Source organism: Sulfitobacter sp. SK025 (assembly GCF_003352105.1).
In the GTDB taxonomy this organism is placed as follows: Bacteria; Pseudomonadota; Alphaproteobacteria; order Rhodobacterales; family Rhodobacteraceae; genus Sulfitobacter; species Sulfitobacter pontiacus.
The window spans coordinates 15,822-38,049 of sequence record NZ_CP025812.1 but is presented as its reverse complement, the minus strand read 5'-3'; the positions used below and the strand labels follow the sequence as shown (position 1 = coordinate 38,049).

Here is a 22,228-nt window from a genome sequence, read left to right as displayed (position 1 = left end):
TATTTCCAACCCCTCCTCATGCTTTCGGCAGTGCTGTTGCTGTCGGCCTGCGCACAATACACCGAGAAAACATCGCCCTGCTTCGGCCAGAATGGCGAGCCTGTGGTAACACGCGCAGCAATATCCTTTGCCGCAACAGCACCTGTCTCAACCACAATTCGCAAAGACTGCACATTCGAAGCCCTGCCGCAGCCAGAATGAGACGCGCCGCAATCATATCAGCCGCGCTTTGTGCCTGCATCCATGCGACCTCGGGCTTCGCCCAAGGTGTCCCGACGCAAGACAATGCCGCAATCGGGCAAACCATCTCGCGCGTGACAGCACTTGTTCAAGACTTGGGAACCCAAAGTGAGAAAGAGGTCGAGCGCTCCTCAATCGCTGACGTACAAGCAGATCAACTCCGCACGCTTGAAGCCATTTCTGCAGCTATGACCGGCCCAGGCTTTGATATCAGCGCCCTTGAAGGCAACGCAGATTTTGGTGTCGCCTCAGTCTATCCCAACACCGATACAAGCCCAATGAACAGCCGCCTCTTTGGCGAGGGGCGCGAAACCGTCGAGATGATGGTTGTGCGTGTGGCAGGTGAATATGCCGGTGCGCCGGGCGTTGCACGGGCAGGGCTTTCCGCCACGCAATGGCGATGCCTATTTCAGGCACTTATTAAACAGGAAAGCCGATTTAACATCACCGCTGAAAGCCATGTTGGTGCTTACGGTCTGACCCAACTCATGCCCGGGACGGCGTCAGACCTCGGGGTCAATCCATATGATCCGATGGACAACCTGCGGGGCGGGGCCCGTTACATCACGACCCAGTTGAACCGTTTCGGAAATATCCCCCATGCGCTCGCTGCCTATAATGCAGGCCCCGGACGCGTGATTGAGTATGGCGGCGTGCCACCGTTTACCGAGACCCAAGGCTACGTGCGCAATATCTCCAAATTCTACAACGAGTACCTCGCGGTTGTCGGTGGTGCGGACGCGCTTGGCACATTGTCATCCTCGGACTTTGCCCTCGCTGAATACGCCAACATCTCGGATGCAGGCGTCTACTATGCGGCAAGCAGCCACGCGACAACAATGCAGGTTATCAACCGCCTACGCGCGATCGTTCTGCAGATCGATACCCAACCAAATGCGAAAGCCGCGTGGGAACTCAATACCTACGCCAAAGCTGAAATCGCCCGCATCCTAAACCTGCGCGTCAGGCTGATGGCAGCCAATCAACAGCGCGAAGCGGCCCATGCCCAACATCTGGTCGCAGATCGCCTATCCGAGCGTGAATTCATGCAAATGGGAGTGCCAAATTGAAACAGCTTCTTCTTTCGGTCGCCGCCATAACGGCGCTCGGCCTATCGTCACCCGCCCGCGCACAAGGCGTTCCGACATTCGATGGATCGCAACTTGGCCAATTGGTCGCTCAACTTGAGCACATGGCTGAAGACCTTAACGTGCAACTGCAACAGCTCGCCACCATGCGCTTGGAACTTGAGACGCAACTGTCTCAACTGCTGAACTTGGAAGCCCAACTCACATCTCTGATCGAAGGCAGCGGGTTAAGCGATCTCTTCGCATCCGTCGAAGAATTCCGCGCCTTGCGGGGCAAACTTGTTGGCCCACTAAATACAGCGCGCTCACTGGCGAGCGGAGACTTTCTGAGTGGCTTTAATCCAGGCGCGGAACTGGAAGCATCGGTTGAACGTGTGCTTTCCGGCAGTGGGTTCACACCTGAGACCTTGAGCACTCTTTCTTCATCGCCACAACCTGCTGACAACCGCATTGCGACGTCCGCAGGCGCCAGCGCCATGTTGTCGGTAGCCGCCCAAGAAAGCCATGCAGAAGCAGGCCAAAGTCTAGAACGTCTTGAAACAATGGTGGGCTTGATCGACGACCAAGACGGATTGAAAGCGGCCGTTGATTTGAACACGCGGGTAACTGTCGAACTTGGGATTATCCTGACACAAATTTGGCGCTTGGAAGCGGCACAGGGTGTCAGCGCAGGACAGCTTGGTGTTGTTGATGCGGCGACATTGGCTGACGAGCGGCGATTCAGATCGATGGCGGTAGACCCATGATGGTCTATACTCCAAGTGCGCTCCGTTCGGCCTTTGCTGCACTTGCCCTTGCGCTGCCGATGTCTGCTTTTGCTGAAACACCTGATTCAACATCCGGTGGGCTCAAGCCATTTACTTCCATGGCAATCAACCCCGAAGAAGAGGGGGCCTGCCGCGTGCCTCGACCGCCAGCAGATCTTGCGGAAACCGCTTATCTGCGCAACGGGTATCGCGCAATTTTGCGTATCCTTGTCGCAGAGCGGCATCTTAAAGCCGAGACCTGCGACTGCCATTTAGGTGAATTCACATGGGACATGGCTCTCGCAGAACTGTCGCGCTTTCAAACGTCTGACAATCCGCGCCTCCCGTTCAAGGTCCTCGACCTCTATGCCATTGCGGATGCGCTCGAGGCTGAGCACGCCGAGGGCTGTTCAGAATAGATGGGAATTATCAGCGATATCCTCGACCAGGTTGATGCAGCTGTCGACAGCGTGGCACAAGATGGCTTCATCTCGTCGGCTGCGGCAGTGGGCAATGTCATCACCGCAGGTGCAGTCCTGCTGCTGATTTTGCTGGGCATCAATGTTGTGATGCAACTCAAGCCCATGACCTTTGGCAGCGCCTTCGCGTTTGGGATCAAAATCTCACTGGTCGCAATCTTTGCCCAGAGTTGGGATAATTTTGACGTCATTTACGGCATTGCAACACAAGTGCCGGACTCGGTTGGCGCATCCATTCTCGCCCTCACGGGATCCGGCGATGAGGCTGGTGTTTATGAGAGCCTCGACAACATGGTGGCCCGCATTACAGCCTATGGTGATACGATCGGTGATCAAGCAGGCTGGGTCTTCGGGGCCGTGCTTGGCGCAATTTTCTTTGTTCTCTCCGCACTCTTCGCAGCCGTCACCGCTGGGATCATCGCGTTTGCCAAGATCGTCTTCGCGCTGATGATCGTGATCGCGCCCTTTATGATCATCACATCACTGTTCAAGCCAACCCAATCCCTTTTTGAAGCTTGGAGCCGCGCGACCATCGGCTACGCCTTGATGCCCGTCGCCGCTGCGGGTGCTGCTGGCATCATCGTTGCGATCGCAGAAGCCATCGGCGATGCGTCCGCCGATCCAGTCGATGTCGAAACGGTGAGCCTCATCTTGCCATTCTTGGTCATTCTACTGCTCAGCGCCGGGATCATGGCATCTGTCCCTTACATCGCCTCCAACTTAACTGGAGTGATGGGCATCGCCTCCAACGCTGTTGGACTGACGGGGCTGGCGCGTCGCGGCATCGTCAACACAAGCGATTACGGCACGGGCAGTGCCACGCGCCTCGCAACGGGCAAATCACCACAAGAACTCCAGCAAGCGGTGAACAGCGGCGTTGTCAAAACGGGCGAAGCAATCCGACGAACACCGGCAACAGCCCTGAACACCGTCAAATCCTTCCGCGCCTCATAACGAAAGCCAAACACCGAAAATGAAAAGTCAAACAAGCCAAGACCAAAGCGACGCCTTTGCAGTGGATTTTATCTACGGCCCGCGCAGGCGCGAGCGGTTTGCCTATTTTGTCGCGGCGGCTGGCGTTCTGGTCGGGCTGGCAGGCATGGTCGCTGGTGCTAGCTTGTTCCCGCTCAAATCGATTGAGACCTTTGTCGTCGTTGTCGACAAAGAAACCGGCCAAATGGACCGCGTCGCTGCCGTTCAAGCACTGTCCTTGTCTGAGAGCGATGCCATCATACAAGCCAACCTTGTCGCCTATGTGGATGATCGAGAGACCTACGACCTGACCGACGGCGAACAACGGATAAATTCCGTTCTTGAACGCTCTGACGGCGATGCCGCACGCACCCTGCGCGAGCTTTGGACCTCGTCCAACGAAGACTACCCCATCGCTGTTTATGGCCGCGATGCCGTCATCGAAGTTGTGATCAAATCTGTGAACCAGATCGAACCTGGCGTGGCTCAAGTGCGATTTACCCGCACCCTGCGGCGCGCACGCGACACCCGCTCGGTGACCCGCAGCTACGTAGCCACTGTTGGCTACGCCTTTGAACCTGAAACCCGCCAGCGCCTGCAAGACGTCTGGGCCAACCCTTTGGGCTTCGTGGTCACCTCTTACCGCGTCGACGCCGAGACTTTGGAGAACTGATCCCTTGAATATCGCTGCCCGTTTGATCTGCGCTGCCGCATTGCTATCGGCGTCCCCCGCTCTGTCCGAGGCCGTTCCACGAAGCGGGTCGCTCGACAACCGCGTGCGCACCGCGACTTATGTTGAGAACCAAGTCTTCGTGATTGAAACCGACTTGCGTCATTCAACGACCATCCACTTTGGGCAGGGCGAACGGTTTGACGCCGTCATTGTCGGCGACACCGAGAGTTTCCAAGTCGACCCGATCCCAGAACTTGGCAATGTGCTGACCATCAAGCCGCATGTGCAAGGTGCCTCAACCAACATGACGGTGATCACTAACCGCCGAACATATTCTTTCCATTTGCGTGAAGGGGCCATTCCGGGTCGCTCAGGTATGTTTTTCGAGGTGCGGTTTCGCTATCCAGAGGATGAGCGTCGCGCGGCAGCGGCCAACACCCAGCCTAAGGGCTTTGATGCACCGCGCAACTACAGCTACCGCGTCGCGGGCGAAGGGGATTTCCGTCCAACCCATATCTACGACGACGGGCGGTACACATACTTCACCTTCCCCGAAAACGGACGCCAACCCGCCGTCTTCAAAGCAGACGAGCAGGGCCGGGAGCGCACCGTGAACTGGACCCAGCAAGGCAACACAGTTCGGGTGCTTGGCGTGAACCAATTCTGGACCTTGCGGATTGGCGATGAGGCCATCTGCGCCTTGCGCGATGACAGCGCAATTTATGTGAGCAACTGATCATGGCTGATGAGAACACACCCGACCTGCAGGACCGCCTCAGCACGTTCAGCCAGAAGGGCAAAGCCAAACGCCGTGGCGGTAATATCGGTGTCGGGGCATTGGCGATCGCGCTTGCGCTTGGCGGGGGTGGCGCCGCTTATTTCTTGGCAACTAATCTGCAAGAAGGATCAGACGGCCTAGAAACGTCTGACGTTGAGACCTTCCAGGACCAACGCACCGGAAATGGCGGGCGGTTGGAATTCCCGCCGGATGAAGCGGAACAGCGGGTTAATGATGCGCTGATCGCTGTTGAGGAAGCACTCGATGTGCCGGCCCCTGCCCCAGCAGCTGAACCCAGTGCAGCAGTGCTTGAAGAAATCGCAAAGCTACGGGAAGCGCTTGCTGCAAGCCAGTCTGCCCGCAACGCCGAAATCCAAGAAGCCGTCTCTGATTTACGAGAGGCGTTTCAGGTTCAGACAGACGCGCTTGAAGCCTCCATCGCCGCCAAAGACACCGAGTTGCAAAACGCGCAGCGGCAGAACGAAGCACGTTTGGCCGGGCTGCAGGCGATGTTGGACGCGGAACGCGCACAACGCGAAGGACTTGAATCCGAAATGGCGCGCGAGGGATTGATAGCAGATCAACGGTTGCTTGAAGAACGCCAGCGGCAGGAGGACGAACAACGTCAGCGTGAAGCGGAACGGGTGGCGCAAGAATTACTTACCGCGCAAATCGTCTCCCCGTCTGTTGTCTATGCCGATGGTCCACGCGCTGCATCAGCTGGAACGACGAACCCAACTGCGACCACCGGAGCAGACGGGCCAACCCTTTCTGAAAATGAACAGTATCTACGGCAAGGCGCACGGCCGTTAGACGTGCAAGAAGCGTCCCAAATGGCCTTCCCGGAGCGAACACTTTCGCAAGGCTCTGTCATTCAAGCTGCCTTGCAAACAGCGATCAACAGCGACCTGCCGGGCTCTGTTGTAGCGGTTGTGTCTGAGCCGGTGCCGGCGTTTTCTGGCGATCAGATCTTGATCCCGCGTGGCTCCCGCCTTTTTGGCCAATACCGTTCTGGGATCGAGTTGAACCAAAAACGCATCTTGATCCTTTGGACACGCGTTCTGACCCCAGACGGGACGTCGATTGAAATTGCGTCCGTTGGCGGCGACCAACTTGGCCGCTCTGGGTTGACTGGGATCGTCGACACAAAGTTTGCTGAACGCTTCGGCGGAGCGGCACTGATCTCCCTCATAGGTGCTGCACCCGCTGTCGCCGCAAATAGCGCCGACAATGAAACAGCCAGCGAAGTACTTCAGGGGGTTTCCGAAGATCTGGAAGACGCAGTTGGATCTGTAATCGCTGAACAGGTCTCGATCTCACCCACTATTTATATTGATCAAGGTGCATCCGTGACCGTCCTCGTCGACCGTGATGTGGTAATCTATTGAACCAGCACCCAAAACCTGCGTCATACTTGGAGCGATATCTTGAGCCGTTCCGCGATTTGCTGCTGCGGGACGACGTCGTTGAAATTGCAATCAACCCTGATGGAAAAATCTGGGTCGAAGCCGCAGGTGACGCGGCAATGCGTCATGAAGGCCAAACCGTAGACCGCAACACCGCCTTCAACATGGCGCAGACGATCGTCGGTGATGCCAATGCCCGCGTGTCAGAAAAGAACCCACTCGTGTCTGGCAAAGTTGAGTATGCTGGCCGACCTCTGAGAGTTCAGGTCGCGGTTCCACCTGCCATCGAACAAGGTGCGTCAATTACGATCCGTCTCTTCGCCATGGCGGGCGTGAAGGGGTACAAACCATCCTATCTTTTTGGCAAAGCTGTCTCGCTCGACCAGTTGAGAGCTGAAAAGATGAAGGACATCGCCAGCCAAGCCGAAGAGAATCTTGAAGCCGCATTAGAGGCCTTAGTACATCAAAAACTGAACATACTGATCAGTGGTGGCACGTCGACTGGCAAGACCACCTTCGCTCGACATCTTCTTACTCATGTCGATGATGGCGAACGGTTGATCACGATTGAAGATGCGTTTGAACTGTTCCCTAGCCAACCCAATACGGTGGCCCTGCTGGCAAGTCGCGGCACTGGCACACAGAGAAGTTCGAACGCGCTTTTGCAAGCTTCTTTGCGGATGCGCCCTGACCGAATTATCGTTGGGGAACTGCGCGGGGGCGAAGCCTTGACCTATCTTGAAGCGATCAACACCGGACACGGCGGGTCAGTCTCAACCATCCATGCGGAAACAGCTGAGCTCGCAATAGATCGTTTAGCCATAATGGTCTTGCAAGCGGGCACGCCACTGACCTTCGCTGAGGTGCGGCAGTACATTCAGAAGTCGATCGATGTCATCGTTCAACTAGGGCGGACAGCCGGACGACGTGGCATTGCTGAGTTTTATTTGCCCAACTAAACTTAATAAATCGCGACGATTCCGTCCCTTCGCTGCGCACCGAATCAACTTGCAGAAAGCGGGAAAAAGCGGCAGTTCGCCACGAGATGCGGAAATGACCGCTTTACTCAAAGTTCAGCCATTTGATATTCACCGAAATCCGTTCTCTCGCAGCCAAATTCGGTCTTCCGGTGGCAGCCAGCTCAAGAATTCAGAGACAAGATGCGAATGCCCGAAGTAGTGCAGCCTCGAAAAGGCCGTACCACCTCGCTCGTCCTGTGAGCGTACGTCTGCGCCGTGGTCGACAAGTGTTTGAAGTAGCCATGAATTGCCGATTTCGGCTGCATAAAGAAATGGGGTCAGTCTAGAGGATCCAGCAGGTGCATTCACATTCGCGCCTGCATCAAGCAAGAGTTGCACGATTTTACGCAAATCGGTGCAATCTCCTTTCGAAAAGTGTTCCGCCATCTCAGGAAGGACCGCCAACTCGTCTGGGTGGTAACGTGTGGCTGACCGAGCTCGAGCTTCTTCGTCGTGAAATGGAGAGCTTGTTTTGCGCAGAAATGCGGGCATTTCGGGGCCGCTGCCATGCTGCAAAGCTGCGCGGGCCATTGTCATCGGATCAACAAAATGGCTGACGGTTTCGTAGAGCGCCGTTTGCTGGTTTGGACCAGTAACTTCGACATCCGCCCCTTTTTCAAGGAGCCTTTGTACGTAGTCTGAACTTCCCAAACTAATGGCCATCAATAGCAGAGATTTACCGCCTTTCGTTTTGGCGTTGATTGTATCTGTTGAGGTCACCGGGAGCAGCGCTCGCACGCAGGCGTCATCGTGGCCCTGCAGTGCATTCAGGAGCGCTGACCCATTGTTCCGGTCTAAGGCATCGGGATCAGCGCCGGCGCGTAAAAGTTGCCTAACCTTTTCGACCTGACCGAGATTAGCAAAGAGTGAAAGTTGCGGTGTCGGAGTCGGGCCGTATCCCTTAATGACGCGGTTTGGGTTGCGTAAATCTGGTTTGCGCTCTTCCCATTCCGGCATAATCAACAGGTAATTGCTAAGAGGGTCGGCATTGTCAGCCGGCTGCGCCTCTGGAAAAAGCTCCGGAAAATCCCTGGAAACAGACAGATCAGCATCCGGACTATCTAGATCCAACCCCAAGCCATCACACCACCCTTGCCACTTCGCAAGAACACGTCGCTTTCCGAGTTTGCTGGCAAGGTTAAGGATATAGTGCAGACAGCTCTTCATCTGGGTCGCGCTGCGAAATTGAAACCAATTGGCGGCGGTCTCAAAGGCGTCAAGTGCATCGTCATATCGCCCCATCTGGGCAAGATATCGCCCGCGATAAAAACAGAGACCGGCAAGGCGTTGTTGATCGTGCAGAGAATACTCGAGTTTTTCAAACAATGCCTCAAGCCTAAGAGTCCGATTCAAAACGGGATGAACGATTTCAATCTGTTGCAAGGAGCCGGGTTACGCGCCGGATATGGGCGATCAGCAGCCAGGCCTCGGCGCTCTCGATGGATTTCTCCCAATCCTTTGCCAAACGACGGCAACGACCGAGCCATGCGAAGGTGCGTTCCACGACCCATCTGCGTGGCAGAACCTCGAAGCCCTTGGCGGTGTCGGAGCGCTTGACGATCTGCAGCGTCCAGCGTCCGAGGCTCACGAGGGCGCCCCGCAGCTTCGGTCCGGCATAGCCGCCGTCCGCGAACATGTGGCGCAGTTTCGGAGCCTCGCGGCGGAGCCTGGCAAAGACCCCGAGCGCACCGTCACGATCCTGAATGTTGGCGGTATGAACCTCGCATGCGATCAGGTTGCCGCAGGTGTCAGTGATGATATGGCGTTTTCGTCCGTTGATCCGCTTGCCCGCATCGTAGCCGGAAAGGGACGTGTTTTCAGAGGTTTTCACGCTCTGACTGTCGATAACACCGGCTGTCGGCTGCACATCGCGTCCTGCCGCGAGGCGCGCGTCCGCGACCAGGTGGCGATTGATCTCGGCCAGCAGGCCATCATCGCGCCAACGGTAGAAATAGTAGCGCACGGTCGAGACCGGCGGAAAGTCCTTCGGCAGGAGCGACCATGCGCACCCGGCGGCGGCAAGATACTGGATCGCATTCCAGACCCGGCGTAACTCCACCTTGCGCGGACGCCCAAGGCGGTTGCGACCGGGCAACAATGGCCGCACGATCTTCCATTCCGCATCGGTCAAATCGCTTGGATAGCGCTTCGTCTTGCGCTTATGCTGCGCACGGGTGAGTTCGGTCCAGGCCATCGTGATCTCCGTTTTGTTTCGCAACCGAACAGAATCACAACCTGCTGAATTCACTCAACCCATTTCCGATTAGACACTAAGAAAATCCCCATCCAATTTTGGTCGCCGAGGATCCGTGAGCTTCGCAATTTCATTTATGGTGCGGTCGTCGGAGGCACTTAGGCCGCAGGTCTTCAAATACCTTGGCGATTGCGCAACATCTAAGAGCGCCGACTGGATTGCATCGAAATCAAACGGCAGCTCATTCCCCTCTACATGGTTGCCGGGATCAACCAAGCAAAATTCGCAGTATTTCTGGTAGATCCGTGCAGCAAGCAGCGCTCGTGCGAATTTACGGTCCCAGTTTTTCATCAATGCCAGTATTGTAATGATTTGCGGGTCATGTTCGCCTTTGGACCAGCGTTTGATCAATCTTTCCCAGTTTTCTTGCCCTCTGCTCAGCCCGGGCTTGCCTTGGATTTCTGCCGCAAGGGATGAAAGACCATGGTCTTTCACACGCGATTGCCACAAGATTCTGGTCGCTTGGTTGGGTTTTCCAAGTATTTCTCGTGGGTCAACACCTGTTACGGAAAGCACATTTCGGAATAGGTCTTGGAAGCATCCATATGCAACTCGGTCAAACACGCCTCGCACCACTTCAGCGGGTAATGCTGAGCAGTCCAGCCCAAGGCATAGTGAAATGTGTTCCTTCAGCGCATCCAAGAAGTCGGTCGCGCCCCAAATGTCATTGCCATTTGCTGTGTGAAAATCCGCCAGATGCTCTTTCAGCAGTTCATTCGCGGCTTCGGGGGACACCGGTTTGCCCTTTCGCAGGCGTTGAAGTTCCTTCTTTAGCGCCTCTTCGTGTTGGTCATCGACATGCGACATCGCGCGGATCAGGAACGCGACGATCTCGGATGGCTGCGGAATAGGGGAAATACCTTCGGTCATGCCATCAACCCCTGATTTCGACGTAGCCTTGCGAGTTCGGATTTCACATTCCGGGAGGCGCGCACATCGCTTGGGGTTTTGGAAAAAACGAGCATGCCGCCTTCGGGCAGAAACAGCTTCCCATGCTTCTTGCCGCTTACAAAACGTGCCCCTGAATTTACGGCGTCGGAAATTACCTTGTTCAAATCTTTGTCTCGGGATTAGTACATGTCTCACCTCGATAACGGGATGGTGGCGTTACCACCATCCCGACCAATTTATTTCTTAGAGCTGCTACGGTTGGAGCTTTTTGCAGCAGCACTCTGAGCACGTGCGGCGAAACTGCCTTTTGCTGTTTGCCCGCCAGTCTTTGGGGCGGTTGCGGATTGAATACGTCCCGCAGCTTTCGAGTTCATGGCTTTGGTTTTTGACATCCTGTCTTCCTTTCGTGTTTGAGGATGTCTTAGGAATACGGAAGTTATACCGCGCTAAACAGAAACAAGGTCGGGACACGAACCGGATATTTTGCTTCAACCATAGTGAATGGTAAGCGTTGCCTGGACAACACCTTCCCAGTTTTCGCCTGAGCTGCGACTCCGTTTCTGACGGATATTGGGCGGGAGTTTCGCGATGGCGACTACGGTAGAGTTTCTCAGAGACTACGGGGTGGAGATACGGGCCAATGGCCAGAAGCGGTGGCCCAATGAGGTCAAAGCACGGATCGTGGCTGAGAGTTTGCAGCCGGGCGTGAGCGTGAATGCGGTTGCGGCGCGGTATGGGCTTCGGGCGAACCATTTATCGGAATGGCGGAGTCAAGCACGCGATGGCCGGTTGGTTTTGCCTGCGGGCGATGACGACGCCTTTAATTTTGCGCCACTCGTAGTCTCGGATAGTAGCGGCGGTGCGCATATGTCGGTCGTTGCGGGGCGGTCCGCGAAGCCTGACGAGCCATCCCATACCTCCATCGAGATTGCGATTGGTCGTGTGACAGTCCGGCTCGATGGCACGACCAGTTCGACCCGGGTTGCCGAGATCGTGCGGGCAATCGAGGGTCAGCCATGATGTCCCATCAAACCGTGTGCGGGTTCTGGTCTCGACGCAGCCTGTGGACTTCAGGAAAGGTCATGATGGGCTGGCGTCGATCGTGTCGTCGGTGCTGCGCAAGGATCCGTTCACCGGCACGGTTTTTGTGTTCCGCTCGCGCCGGGCGGATCGGCTGAAGCTTTTGTATTGGGACGGCACCGGATTGGTGATGGCTTATAAGCGGCTGGAAGAAGCGACCTTCACCTGGCCGGCGATCAAGGACGGCATGATGGCGCTGAACCACGCCCAGTTCGAGGCCCTGTTTGCCGGTCTGGACTGGCGCAAGGTCAAGGCTCTGGAGATGCGCCCACCTGCTGCGGCAGAGTGAATCAACCGCTGTCTTTTGTGTGTTCTTACTGGGGTTTTATCGTATCCTGATGGCATGATCACGACACCCGCCATTGACCTATCCACCATCCCTGCTTCGCAGCGTGCGGCGGTTTTGGCGTTGATGGAAAAGGTAGCGACGCTTACGGAAATCACCCAACGGCAAGAGCACCTGATTGCGGAGTTGAACCATGCCCTACATGGCAAACGGTCGGAAAAGCTGACCGAGGATGAGCGGCAGCTGGCGTTCGAGGATCTGTCCATCGCACTGGCTGAAGTCGAGGTGGAGAAGGAGCATCTGGCCGCCAAGACAGGTGACAAGACGACAACCAAGCCTGCGCCAAAGCGCACGATTGGCAATCTCCCGGCCGCGTTGCCGCGCATCGAAGAAGTCATCGAACCTGAGAGCCTGAGCTGCCCTTGCGGCTGCGGCGTCATGCACAAGATCGGAGAAGACCGCAGTGAGCGGCTGGACATCGTGCCGGCGCAGTTGCGCGTCATTGTCACCGTGCGCCCGAAATACGCCTGCCGGACTTGCACCGACGGCGTGACCCAGGCTCCCGCACCATCGCATCTGATCATGGGTGCCCTGCCGACCGAGGCCACCATAGCCCATGTGCTGGTCAGCAAGTATGCGGATCATCTGCCATTATACCGCCAAAGCCAGATCCTGGCGCGTGCGGGTCTTGATCTGCACCGCGCTGTGCTGGCGGACTGGGTCGGCAAGGCGGCCTTCCACCTCAAGCCCGTCGTCGACCGGCTGGCCGAACACCTGAAACGATCCGACAAACTGTTCATGGACGAAACCACGGCCCCGGTGCTGGATCCCGGGCGCGGTAAAACCAAAACCGGCTATCTCTGGGCACTGGCTCGCGATGACCGACCATGGGGCGGTGAAGATCCGCCCGGTGTGGTTTACTTCTATGCCCCCGGTCGGGCCGGGCGCGAATGCCGAAACCTTCCTGACAGGCTTCGACGGCATCCTGCAGATCGACGGATATCAGGGCTATAACCGGCTGAAAAGTAGGGGGTGCCTACTTATCGCTGATGCTAAATTACAACATGTATTACAGATGTCACGAGGCAACCTCAGGGTGCAATTGCACGTAGTTGAAATACGTGTGAAGAGACGATGGTTAGCGATATTATCGGAAGGGATTTCCAGTGAAGACTTTTACCTATGGCGCGGCGTTGGCCTTGCTCGTTTCTACACCAGTACTGGCGGGTGACTTGGTCACTCCAGTTATGGAACAGCCTGTCATGATGGCTGAACAGGCTCCAGCACCTGCATGGACTGGCGGGTACGTCGGTGGCAACATCAGCTACGGTTTCGGTTCGCTTGATGCGAATGATGATCTGGCTTCGGCTTTGACCACCAACGGCTTCAGCGACAATCTATCCGAGCCTGACGGTGTATCTGCTGCATTGCGGGCAGGATATGACTGGCAATTTGGCCGCGGCGTTTTTTGGCCTTGGCGCAGAGTACAACTTTGGCTCCTATGACGGCGACGGCGAAGGCATTTTGGCAGGTTCTGGCGTAGACGTCGAAATCCAAGATATGGCGACGATTTTTGCACGTGGCGGTTATCTCGTGAAGGATAACTTCCTTGCGTACGGCCTCTTGGGCTACAGTCAGGCCGAAGGTGAAGTTTCACTCGGTGGGGACTCCGAATCCGAAGATCTTGACGGCGTAACAATCGGTTTCGGTGGTGAATACATGTTCACGCAAAACTGGACCGGTTATGCAGAGTATACCCTATACTGACTTCGGCGATGTTGATAACACTGATGGCCAGCTTGAAGCTGATCTTCAACAAATCAAGTTCGGTGTGAACTACCGCTTCTAAACTGTAAGGCCTCCAGGACCCTAAGTTTGAACAGCTACCCGAGTTGATTGGGTAGCTGTTTTTTTTTAGTGTTTCTGTTTAGTGGTAGGCATTAGAGCTCGATGCCCTGCATGACTTAGTTCGGTTGCCATGCAACATCAGTACTGAGGCAATTCGATCTTGCTTGGTGCAGGGGGATTCTGAAGAGAATCTTTTTTCTTTTCATATGAGCTTCAATAGTACGAATGCCTGCGCCCGCAGTTTCTGCAAACCTTCTCAGGCATAGCTTTGCTCTCACGCCATGAATGGATACCAACAAAGCAAAGCGTATTCTTGAAAATTTTTTTAATCATAATGTTTAAAACTTCACCTAAGTGACACACCCAAGTGTTCTATTTCCTCCCTGAGGCAATGATTGCCACAGATGGGGTAGATTCCGGTAGGGGGCAGGATCGTATCATAAGGCTTTCTGTCGGTGACGTTTGACGATCTCCGTGACTGTGTTTTTTGAGATCCCGAGATCGCGGGCGATCCAGCGGTAAGATCGACCATCTTCCACGGCCTGAAGCACCTTTGGCGCGAGCTTGTCGGATTTCGGACGTTGGCCGGGCTGTCTGCCGAGCTTTTTGCCCCTTGCCCGTGCGGCGGCGAGGCCGGATTTCACACGCTCGCTGAGGAGATCACGCTCAAACTGGGCAATGCCTGCCAACATGGTGGCCATCATCCGTCCGTGGGGCGTGTTGAGTTCAAAGGTCATGCCGTTCATGGCAACAACCGAGACTTTCCAGCCTGCAAGCCTGTTCAGGGTATCGAGCAGATCCTGGGTGGAACGCCCCCAACGCGAGAGCTCGCTGACCAGGATCGCATCGATCTGCCGGGTCTGCGCGAGATCAAGCACCCGACTGCGGGCGGCTCGATTTGCCGATGCCCCGGAAGCCGTTTCCTTGAACACGCCGATTACATCGTAGCCGCCACGTTCCGCGAAGGCGGTCAGTTCGGCCACCTGCCGCTCGCAGGACTGGTCGGATGTGGAGACCCTGGCGTAAATGGCCGCGCGCTGTCCCATTTGAACCCCCTTGGATTTTGGCCTTGCAAGCCATTGATTTTGCTGGTGCAGATTTTGTCCCGAACAGACTAATGATTAACAGGGACAAACCCACATGCCAAGACGCTCTATTTTGACCGAACGACAGCGCGCAAGCCTGCTTGACCTGCCGACTGACGAGGCGATGATCCTGCATCACTACACACTGGCGGATGACGATATTGAACACATCCGAACCCGACGGCATGCCCGCAATCGTCTTGGCTTCGCGCTGCAGCTTTGTGCATTCCGGTATCCCGGCCGCTTGCTGGTGCCGGGCGAAGTTATTCCCTTGGAGGTGAACCGCTTTATAGCCGCGCAGATTGGCGAAGACGTGGAAGATCTTTGCCAATATGCCGAGACCGACGTTACTCGGCGCAGGCATCTCATAGATCTACGCCTGATCTATGGATTCAAGATGTTCTCCGGGCGTGGTGCCCGCGATCTGAAGGGCTGGCTTGAACGCGAAGCAGAAACCGCGCGATCCAATGAAGACCTTGCCCGGCGGTTTGTCGAGAAATGCCGACGGACCCAGACTGTCCTGCCCGGGGTGTCTGTCATCGAACGCCTTTGTGCTGACGCCCTTGTCGCCGCTGAGCGACGCATAGACGGCCGGATCGTGGCGCGCCTCGATGAGGTTTTGAAGGGCCAATTGGATAATCTGTTGACAGACATGGTTGATGGCACGGTCAGCCGGTTCATCTGGCTTCGGCAGTTCGAGGTTGGGAAAAATTCGGCGGGGGCCAGCCGCCTTCTGGATCGCTTGGAATTTCTGCAGGGTTTGGGGGCGTCACCAGCTATTCTGGAAGGAGTGCCGCCCCATCGGATTACGCGACTGCGCCGTCAGGGCGAACGCTATTTCGCCGATGGTCTGCGAGACATCACCAGCGACCGGCGTCTGGCCATTCTGGCGGTCTGTGCGGTGGAATGGCACGCGGCGACTGCCGATGCGGTGGTCGAGACCCATGACCGGATCGTGGGCAAGACTTGGCAGGATGCAAAGAGGTTGTGTGACGCACGCATCGCGGGCGCCAAATCCGCCCTGCACGACACGCTTTGCTCCTTCAAAAATTTGGGCGCGGCCCTCCTGGAGGCCAAGGGGGATGAGGCATCTCTTGATGTGGCAACCGAAACGTCCTGTGGCTGGCTTCAGCTTGAGGACCTTGTCGCAACTGCGGCCGAGCTGACGGACACGATGGCTGCTAACCCTATCACCCATGTCGTGCAGGGGTATCATCGGTTCCGGCGATACGCGCCACGCATGTTGCGTGCTTTAGATATCCACGGGGCCACTGTGGCGCTGCCCTTGATGCAAGCGGCACAGGTCGTGGCTGATGACCGGAATGGCGAACCCCGGTCCACCAGCTTTTTGCGGCGGGGTTCCAAATGGCACCGCCACCTCAACTTTGAGGTGGACGATGGTCACCGGCTCTGGGATGTGGCCGTTTTGTCCCATCTCCGCGAAGCGTTTCGATCGGGTGATATCTGGTTGGCTCATTCGCGGCGCTACGGCGATCTGAAACAGGCCTTGGTGCCGGTTGAAGCTGCACAGGCCACGCCAAGATTAACAGTTCCCCTTGATCCGGAAAGCTGGATTGAAGACCGCAAGGCGCGGCTGACAGATGGGCTGGACCGTTTGGCCAAGGCGGCGCGGTCGGGTGCTATCCCCGGCGGCTCCATCGAAAACGGCATCCTGAAAATCGACCGTCTGACCGCAGCCGTGCCAGAGACCGCCGAAGCTCTGGTTCTCGATCTCTATAACCGCCTGCCCGCTGTGCGCATTACCGATCTGCTGCTGGAGGTCGACGATGCAACTGGCTTCACGGATGCCTTCACGAATGTGCGCACCGGTTCACCGTGCAAAGATCGCATCGGGCTGTTGAACGTCTTGCTCGCCGAGGGCCTGAACCTTGGGCTGAGCAAGATGGCCGAAGCCACCAGCACGCACGACTACCTGCAGCTGTCGCGTCTGTCGCGGTGGCACATCGAAAGCGATGCCATCAACCGGGCGCTCGCAGTGGTGATCGATGCGCAAGCGAACCTGCCAATGGCCAAATTCTGGGGTGGCGGCGTCACCGCGTCCAGCGACGGGCAATTCTTCCCGGCTGCCCGGCAGGGTGAAGCGATGAACCTCATCAACGCCAAATACGGCTCCGAGCCGGGCTTGAAGGCCTATACGCATGTCTCAGATCAATTCGGCCCCTTCGCGACCCAGAACATCCCGGCCACCGTGAGCGAGGCACCCTACATCCTCGACGGGCTGTTGATGAACGAAACAGGCCGTAACATCAAAGAGCAGTATGCCGATACCGGCGGCTTCACCGACCATGTCTTTGCCGTCACCTCGCTGCTGGCCTTCAGGTTCATTCCACGCATCCGCGACTTGCCCTCGAAGCGGCTCTATCTCTTCGAACCCGCTGCAGCGCCCAAGGAGTTGCGCGGCCTGATCGGCGGCAAGATCAGAGAGGGCCTCATCGTCCAGAACTGGCCGGATATCCTGCGGGCCGTAGCCACGATGGCTGCGGGCATCATGCCGCCCAGTCGGTTGCTCAAAAAGTTCGCGGCCTATCCCCGCCAGCACGAGCTGGCCGTGGCCTTGCGCGAAATCGGCCGCATCGAGCGCACCCTCTTCATCATCGACTGGCTACTTGATGCCGACATGCAGCGCCGTGCCCAGATCGGTCTCAACAAGGGCGAGGCCCATCATGCTCTGAAAAACGCCCTGCGCATCGGACGTCAGGGCGAAATCCGCGACCGAACCCCCGAGGGGCAGCATTATCGCATGGCCGGGTTAAACCTGTTGGCGGCCATCATCATCTACTGGAATACAAAATATCTCGGACAGGCAGTCGCGGCACGAAGACGTGCCGGTCTGGATTGTTCTCATGAGCTTCTGGCGCACATCTCGCCTCTCGGATGGGCGCATATCCTTCTCACAGGCGAGTACAGGTGGAAAAAACAACCCGTTACCGCCTTATGATACGATCCTGCCCCCCACCGGAATCCACCCCCAGATCACCATGAGGCAATACTTTAAGTTGTTCAAGTCCCCCCAAGCACACGCCGATACTGATACACATTCTGTTCAAGTGGATGTCCGGAGGATGCGCTCGCATTGCCCTAGGGCAATGGTTCGAGCAACTTTTGCGGATGAATTTTGAAATCTTTGCAGGGTGTTGGTGTTTCGGTTTTTTTTTGGGGGGGGGGTACCCCCTCCGACCGATGAAAAAATCTCTACCTGTATCAGAACTTTAGCAACAAGCACTTGCTGAGAACCTATTGCGTAGCACCCGAGCGCTTAAGTCACCCCTACCCGTACTACCCCTTTGGGTCCCTTAGTCGTTTATTATCAATTACTTAAACGTATACATTAATGATTTTCACGTTGCGATCTGAATCGACTGCTGGTCGTGCCCGCGCTGGTACACCTGCTAACGCAGGCCACCGCTGGTACACCGTGTCATCCGTGCCATTGCGTTCGCGGTAGATCGCGTCTTGTGTGTCGTGCGTCAGCAGGCGTTAGGCGTCAGCCTTCGCCTTGTGATCCGCTAGGATGCGATAAACGGATGCAACGCCGATACCTAACTGTTTAGCGATCTCAGGGGCTTTGAAGTCTCGTGCATGCAATGCCAGCACATCGGCTGACTTAGCCCGTGCCGTTGGTGCTCTGCCCTTGTACTTGCCTTCGCTCTTCGCCTTGGCAATGCCCACAGCGCGACGTTCCGCAAAGCGGTCTTTCTCGAACTGACCGATAGCGGCAAGCACATGGAAGTGAAGGCTCTGGGCCGCGTCTGAGGGGTCCAGAGGTGTCTTGGCTATGTCATGTAGTGTGAACCGGATACCGTGCTTGTGTGAGCGCTTCACAGTCCGGATAGCATGCTCAATATCCCGGAAGGCGCGGTCCATCTTAGTGATGTGGATGTTCACGGGCTGGCCTGTCTGTTCCGCCCGGTCCATTGCCTGTTCTAGCATGTCTTCAAAAATGGGTCGGTGATGACCTGCGCTGCTTTCTTCCTTGAATATGTTTGTTGCCCCGGCCTGCGTTAGCAGGTCAGCTTGATGTTGCCATGTAGCAGCCTGTTTGTCGGCATTCGTGCTCACCCTCACATAACCCCAGTTTTCCACGATGCGCTCTCCTTTATCACATGATACTTGATCAAGTGATATCGTATCACTAGGGTGGAGTCCAGCCTCTATTGATAGCGAATCCAAGATATCTATCAAATATCTTTAGGGACATCTCTATTGATAGCGATCGTGATCAAAAACCGGAGGGGCATGGGGATCAGGTCACCCGCTAACGCGGGGGGGATGCCCACTCGATAGGTCATAGGGGCGATAGGTCAGCGGGACGTGGATGTGGTTAGGTTTGGGTGTCGGTGATGCCCCCCCGCGTTAGCGGGCGTCAGGGCCATTTTTGAGTCAAGTAATTTTATTACATCGGAGCGATGTTAATCGCAACTTTGTTACTTTTCGGTTGTAGGGGGCAAAACCCTGTGTTTTATAGACAAATTCAACATATTGAATATTTTAGCAGCGATTTTGGCGGGTTGCGCGATCAGGGTCGCGAAGCGGCTGAGCGGGGGGTTTTAGGGGAAGCGCGGGGGACCCCGTTCGAAAACGGGACCTTTCGGGGGTCCCGTCATAGTCCCGTTCTTGTTAAGAATATGTAATCTAACGTAAATTATGATTTAACGGGGAAAACGGGACAACGGGACCCAAATCGCCGTCAGGCCCTATTTTTTTTCTGATTGGTTAGCGAAGAGAGGGGTATTTAGAAAAAATATTTATGAAAGAAAATGAGGGTTAGGGTCCCGTTGTCCCGTTTTTTTGTATTATTCAATTAAAACAAGCACTTAACCATGACTGGACTATGACGGGACCCCCGAAAGGTCCCGTTTTTCTGGACCTAGGTCCCGTCCCCAACCTCGCAATATCAGAATTTAACATTTTAAAACAATAGGTTATAAAAAAAAGGGACCCCGTGTAGGGTGTAAGCGGTGCGCCGATCCCACCTATTTGACGTAATTCCACGGTAGCAGATCGTTGATCTGGCTTTGTTTGTGGCCTGCGACGATGGCAGTGACCGTATCTGTCAGATAGGCATGCGGATCGACACTGTTCAATTTGCAGGTCTCGATCAAGGAAGCGATGACGCCCCAGTTTGTGGCCCCGTCGTCGTGGCCAGCGAAGAGTGCGTTTTTGCGGTTCAGAGCTATGGGACGGATCGTGCGTTCCACTGCGTTGCTGTCCATTTCGATGCGGCCGTCGGTCAAAAACAGGCACAGCCCGTCCCAGTATTTTGCGATGTATTTGAGCGCTTCACCCAAAGGGGCTTTAGCAGACAGCCGCGCGCGGTTGGTCGTGAGCCACTCCTCAAACGCGACGATCAACGGTGCCGATTGGTCTTGCCGTGCTGCCAATCGCACCTCGGGTGCCAGACCCCGGATATCCTTTTCGATCAGGTAGAGCGCAGCGATCTGTTTCAGCCCGTCTTCGGCGATGGGGGCAGTGCCAGATTGTGCAACTTCGTGCAGTTTGCGGCGTGCGTGGGCCCAGCAGTAGGCCAAGTCGACATTGTCATCGGCGCGTTTGAGTAAGCGGTTATACCCGGCATATCCGTCCACTTGGAGGATGCCAGAGAAGCCTTTCAAAATGTCATCTGCATATTGGCCGGAACGCCCGGGCGCATATGTAAAGGCAACGCCCGGTGGAGCCGCTCCACACCAAGCCCTATCATCGCGGGCCAGTGCCCAGAAGTAACCAGTTTTGGTTTTACGTTTGCCAGGATCAAGCACTGGTGCTCTTGTTTCATCCATGAACAATTTGGTTGAGCTTTTCAGATCAGCCATTAACGCATCGAAGACAGGACGGAGTTCATAGGCTGCCTTGCCGACCCATCCTGCAAGGGTGGAGCGATCCAGATCAATGCCTTGACGGCTGTAAATCTGTGCTTGGCGATACAACGGCAAGTGATCTGCGTATTTGCTGACAAGAACATGCGCCACCGTTGCCTCTGTCGGCATACCACCAGGGATAAGCCGGGCGGGTGCGGGTGCCTGAACAACCCCATTGGTGCAGGACCGACATGCATACTTTGGGCGGCGGGTAACGATCACACGGAACTGAGCGGGGATGATGTCCAATCGTTCAGACGTATCCTCACCAATCATATGGCGCTCAGCACCGCAGCCGCAGGTCATGCTATCGGGCGCAATCACTTCTTCAATACGCAGTAAATGTTTGGGGAGTGAGCCACGGTTGGTATTGCGCGGTTTTGTCGGGCGCGATGCAGGTGGATCCACGGCGTCATCTTCAGCGTGGACCGCCGCCATCGCCGTTTCGATGTCTTCCAGCGCCAGCTCAAACTGCTCGGGATCGGCCTTCTCAGAGCGTGCGCCAAACAGCGCACGCTTGAAGTCAGCAACCAGTTTCTCCAACTGATCGATACGATCCTGCTTGCGCAGATTGCGGTCCTCTGAGGCGGCAAGCAGCGCCTTCAGGGCCTCAATATCATTAGGGAGCTCGGCAGGTTTTGACATGGGGAATGACTACCATTTCCTGCACCTCAATACCCCTGCAAAAGACGGCCTGATTCATTCTGCCGCAGTCGGCGGACGCGCGGACAAAGCCCTTACTTTCCGCCAGTCCAATCCTGAGAATAGCGCTTCAAACTGGGCGTGGTTCAGCGCCATCAAGCCATCTTTGATGGCGGGCCAGGTGAAGATATGCTCCTCCAGCCTCTTGTAAGCCATGACCAGCCCGGTGCCGTCCCAATACAACAGCTTCAGCCGATCTTCCCGTTTCGAGCGGAAAACAAATACGGTCCCCGTGAAGGGGTCTTTGCGTAACTCGTTTTTGACAAGCGCTGCCAGACCGTCATGACCTTTGCGGAAGTCTACCGGCTTGGTCGCCACAACGATCCGCACCCGGTTTGAAGGGAACATCATGAGGGCGCATTCAAGGCGCGAGCAATCTCGGCAATGCGCGCCGCTGATGTTCTTGCATCCAATCGCACGGTGACAGCACCACAGATCAGATCCAACGGCGACAGCTGCGCAGGTTCAGGTGCCACATCGACATCCTCGCGCACAACCAGCGCTGCAAAGCTCGGTTCTTCAGCCAAGGCAGGCAGAACCAGCTTGCCCTCCCGCGCCATCCGCCGCCATTCCGACAAATGATTGGCCCGCATGTCATACCGCCGAGCAACTGCGTCCACCGAGGCACCCTCCACCAGCGTCTCGGCCACAATTTGCGCCTTCACCGCATCCGGCCACCGGCGGTGACCACGCGGGCCCACAACCAAATCAATGTTACTGAGAAGCTCCGTTGAGCGCTCCATGGAGAAACTCCCTGATAATCCATCCGTAAGGGCTGAATCTCAGATCAGGGGCTTACAAGGAA

At 56.1% G+C, this 22,228-nt stretch carries 21 protein-coding genes and 1 pseudogene; 13 read left to right on the top strand and 9 right to left on the bottom strand.

Annotation, left to right across the window (positions count from 1 at the left end; translation table 11 throughout):
- Positions 1 to 197: 197 nt before the first annotated feature.
- The 8 genes from C1J04_RS18405 to C1J04_RS18370 are packed head-to-tail and all read left to right on the top strand — an operon-like array spanning position 198 to position 7,341.
- Positions 198 to 1,310 carry a transglycosylase SLT domain-containing protein gene (locus C1J04_RS18405; protein WP_009827380.1) on the top strand — a complete coding sequence of 371 codons (1,113 nt, stop codon included), beginning with the start codon at positions 198 to 200 and terminating at the stop codon, positions 1,308 to 1,310.
- On the top strand, positions 1,307 to 2,074 hold the full coding sequence (locus tag C1J04_RS18400) for a type IV secretion system protein (RefSeq protein WP_114865784.1): 768 nt from the start codon (positions 1,307 to 1,309) through the stop codon (positions 2,072 to 2,074). The genes C1J04_RS18405 and C1J04_RS18400 overlap by 4 nt, the downstream gene beginning before the upstream one ends.
- On the top strand, positions 2,071 to 2,493 hold the full coding sequence (locus tag C1J04_RS18395) for a hypothetical protein (protein ID WP_237273134.1): 423 nt from the start codon (positions 2,071 to 2,073) through the stop codon (positions 2,491 to 2,493). Before C1J04_RS18400 ends, C1J04_RS18395 begins: the two co-directional genes overlap by 4 nt.
- Positions 2,494 to 3,507: a type IV secretion system protein gene (locus C1J04_RS18390; protein ID WP_009827294.1), complete on the top strand. Its 1,014-nt coding sequence runs from the start codon at positions 2,494 to 2,496 to the stop codon at positions 3,505 to 3,507. It abuts the gene before it with no gap.
- 19 nt (positions 3,508 to 3,526) lie between these two features.
- Positions 3,527 to 4,198, top strand: coding sequence for a virB8 family protein (locus C1J04_RS18385; RefSeq protein WP_009827295.1), 672 nt, complete (start codon positions 3,527 to 3,529; stop codon positions 4,196 to 4,198).
- A gap of 4 nt (positions 4,199 to 4,202) precedes the next feature.
- A complete protein-coding gene (locus C1J04_RS18380; RefSeq protein ID WP_009827296.1) occupies positions 4,203 to 4,934 on the top strand; it encodes a TrbG/VirB9 family P-type conjugative transfer protein in 732 nt (243 codons plus the stop codon).
- Between the two features lie 2 nt (positions 4,935 to 4,936).
- Positions 4,937 to 6,364, top strand: a complete 1,428-nt coding sequence (locus C1J04_RS18375; RefSeq protein WP_009827297.1) for a TrbI/VirB10 family protein — start codon at positions 4,937 to 4,939, stop codon at positions 6,362 to 6,364.
- A 26-nt stretch (positions 6,365 to 6,390) separates the two neighbouring features.
- Entirely contained in the window at positions 6,391 to 7,341 is a 951-nt protein-coding gene (locus C1J04_RS18370) for a CpaF family protein (protein WP_009827298.1), read from the top strand.
- 129 nt (positions 7,342 to 7,470) lie between these two features.
- Here the strand turns inward: C1J04_RS18370 and C1J04_RS18365 are convergent, their stop codons facing one another.
- From C1J04_RS18365 to C1J04_RS19485, 4 genes are all read right to left on the bottom strand, one after another.
- A complete protein-coding gene (locus C1J04_RS18365; RefSeq protein ID WP_162797856.1) occupies positions 7,471 to 8,784 on the bottom strand; it encodes an ankyrin repeat domain-containing protein in 1,314 nt (437 codons plus the stop codon).
- Positions 8,771 to 9,595: an IS5 family transposase gene (locus C1J04_RS18360; RefSeq protein ID WP_009826572.1), complete on the bottom strand. Its 825-nt coding sequence runs from the start codon at positions 9,593 to 9,595 to the stop codon at positions 8,771 to 8,773. The genes C1J04_RS18365 and C1J04_RS18360 overlap by 14 nt, the downstream gene beginning before the upstream one ends.
- Positions 9,596 to 9,664: 69 nt before the next feature.
- Positions 9,665 to 10,525, bottom strand: coding sequence for a hypothetical protein (locus C1J04_RS18355; RefSeq protein ID WP_114865782.1), 861 nt, complete (start codon positions 10,523 to 10,525; stop codon positions 9,665 to 9,667).
- A gap of 257 nt (positions 10,526 to 10,782) precedes the next feature.
- Positions 10,783 to 10,938, bottom strand: coding sequence for a hypothetical protein (locus tag C1J04_RS19485; RefSeq protein ID WP_174226646.1), 156 nt, complete (start codon positions 10,936 to 10,938; stop codon positions 10,783 to 10,785).
- Positions 10,939 to 11,134: 196 nt separating this feature from the next.
- Here C1J04_RS19485 and tnpA point away from each other — a divergent pair, with 196 nt between their 5' ends.
- The 4 genes and pseudogenes from tnpA (at position 11,135) to C1J04_RS18335 (ending at position 13,679) form a co-directional block, all read left to right on the top strand.
- Positions 11,135 to 11,566 (top strand): IS66-like element accessory protein TnpA, encoded by a 432-nt coding sequence (gene tnpA / locus C1J04_RS18350; protein WP_009827300.1) that lies wholly within the window; start codon positions 11,135 to 11,137, stop codon positions 11,564 to 11,566.
- On the top strand, positions 11,505 to 11,915 hold the full coding sequence (tnpB, locus tag C1J04_RS18345) for an IS66 family insertion sequence element accessory protein TnpB (protein WP_083779672.1): 411 nt from the start codon (positions 11,505 to 11,507) through the stop codon (positions 11,913 to 11,915). Before tnpA ends, tnpB (C1J04_RS18345) begins: the two co-directional genes overlap by 62 nt.
- A 54-nt stretch (positions 11,916 to 11,969) precedes the next feature.
- Positions 11,970 to 12,933: pseudogene (gene tnpC / locus C1J04_RS18340) on the top strand (IS66 family transposase); the annotation flags it as partial.
- Between the two features lie 419 nt (positions 12,934 to 13,352).
- Positions 13,353 to 13,679, top strand: coding sequence for an outer membrane protein (locus C1J04_RS18335; RefSeq protein WP_114865781.1), 327 nt, complete (start codon positions 13,353 to 13,355; stop codon positions 13,677 to 13,679).
- Between the two features lie 518 nt (positions 13,680 to 14,197).
- Here the strand turns inward: C1J04_RS18335 and C1J04_RS18330 are convergent.
- Positions 14,198 to 14,806 (bottom strand): recombinase family protein, encoded by a 609-nt coding sequence (locus C1J04_RS18330; protein WP_009824440.1) that lies wholly within the window; start codon positions 14,804 to 14,806, stop codon positions 14,198 to 14,200.
- A gap of 94 nt (positions 14,807 to 14,900) precedes the next feature.
- Here C1J04_RS18330 and C1J04_RS18325 point away from each other — a divergent pair, with 94 nt between their 5' ends.
- On the top strand, positions 14,901 to 17,804 hold the full coding sequence (locus tag C1J04_RS18325; protein ID WP_009824439.1) for a Tn3 family transposase: 2,904 nt from the start codon (positions 14,901 to 14,903) through the stop codon (positions 17,802 to 17,804).
- Positions 17,805 to 18,343: 539 nt separating this feature from the next.
- On the opposite strand, the gene C1J04_RS18320 is transcribed toward C1J04_RS18325, so the two are convergent.
- From C1J04_RS18320 to C1J04_RS19385, 4 genes are all read right to left on the bottom strand, one after another.
- On the bottom strand, positions 18,344 to 18,949 hold the full coding sequence (locus tag C1J04_RS18320; RefSeq protein WP_162797855.1) for a recombinase family protein: 606 nt from the start codon (positions 18,947 to 18,949) through the stop codon (positions 18,344 to 18,346).
- Positions 18,950 to 19,839: 890 nt separating this feature from the next.
- Entirely contained in the window at positions 19,840 to 21,366 is a 1,527-nt protein-coding gene (gene tnpC, locus C1J04_RS18315; RefSeq protein WP_009827234.1) for an IS66 family transposase, read from the bottom strand.
- Between the two features lie 54 nt (positions 21,367 to 21,420).
- Positions 21,421 to 21,774 carry an IS66 family insertion sequence element accessory protein TnpB gene (gene tnpB / locus C1J04_RS19390; protein WP_009825780.1) on the bottom strand — a complete coding sequence of 118 codons (354 nt, stop codon included), beginning with the start codon at positions 21,772 to 21,774 and terminating at the stop codon, positions 21,421 to 21,423.
- Positions 21,771 to 22,166, bottom strand: a complete 396-nt coding sequence (locus tag C1J04_RS19385) for a transposase (protein ID WP_009825779.1) — start codon at positions 22,164 to 22,166, stop codon at positions 21,771 to 21,773. The genes tnpB (C1J04_RS19390) and C1J04_RS19385 overlap by 4 nt, the downstream gene beginning before the upstream one ends.
- Positions 22,167 to 22,228: the final 62 nt, after the last annotated feature.